The following is an 849-nucleotide window of genomic DNA, read 5'->3' as shown; positions in this document are numbered from 1 at the left end:
ATCGTCCGGCCCTGGGTGCGCAGCACCCGGACCATCGCCTCCACGGCAGGGTGTTCCCACCCGGGCGTCGCGTCGTTCTGGTCGGCGATGATCACGCCGAACTCACAGTCCTGCTGGCCGGCCAATCCGGCCAGGGTGACCGCCAGTTCCGCTTCCCGCGCGAAGCTGGGAATCAACACCTGCAGACTTGGGATTGTGCCCGCCATCTCAGCCTCCCGCTTCCGGGGACTGTTCGGCGACCTGGGCCGCCGCGCCGTTGCCGGCCGCCCCCTGCTGGGACATGCGGCGCAGCAGTCCGGTGGTGGAATGATCCGAGACGTAGTCCAGGATCCGCACCTGACCGCCGTACTCGCGCACGCTGGCGCTCTCGGCGAGCATCTGCTCGGTGTAGTCCCCGCCCTTGGCGTAGATCTCCGGCTGCAGCGACTGGATCAACGGCACCGGGGTGTCCGAGTCGAAGACCGTGACATAGTCCACGCAGCTGAGCGCCTCAATCACCGCGGCCCGGTCGGCGACCGGATTCACCGGCCGCCCCTCGCCCTTGAGCCGGCGCACCGACTCATCCGAGTTCAGGGCCACCACCAGCACATCGCCCAGCTCCTTGGCCTGCTCCAGGTAGCTGGTGTGCCCCCGGTGCAGCACATCAAAACAGCCGTTGGTCAGCACCACGCTCTGCCCGTCCTCACGGTGCCGGGCAATGGCCTGCGCCAGATCCCCCGTATCGAAGTGCACCCGTGACGCGCCGCCCAGGTGGGCCCGCAGGTCCGCGGTGCTGCACACCGAGGTGCCCGGACGGTGCACCACCACGGTGGCGGCGGCCTGCGCCAGCTCCAGCGCGATGTTGCGCGG

General features: G+C 69.5%; 1 protein-coding gene and 1 pseudogene. Both read right to left on the bottom strand.

Features of this window, described 5'->3' with window-relative positions:
• Positions 1-206, bottom strand: a pseudogene (locus JCM19049_RS15965) (hypothetical protein); the annotation flags it as partial.
• Between the two features lies 1 nt (position 207).
• A partial coding sequence (gene rfaE2 / locus JCM19049_RS15960) for a D-glycero-beta-D-manno-heptose 1-phosphate adenylyltransferase (protein ID WP_279403414.1) occupies positions 208-849 on the bottom strand: 642 nt, incomplete at its 5' end.

The organism is Arthrobacter sp. JCM 19049, from assembly GCF_001310435.1.
The sequence above is the reverse complement of the archived record's forward strand: the minus strand, read 5'-3'. Positions and strand labels throughout refer to the sequence as shown.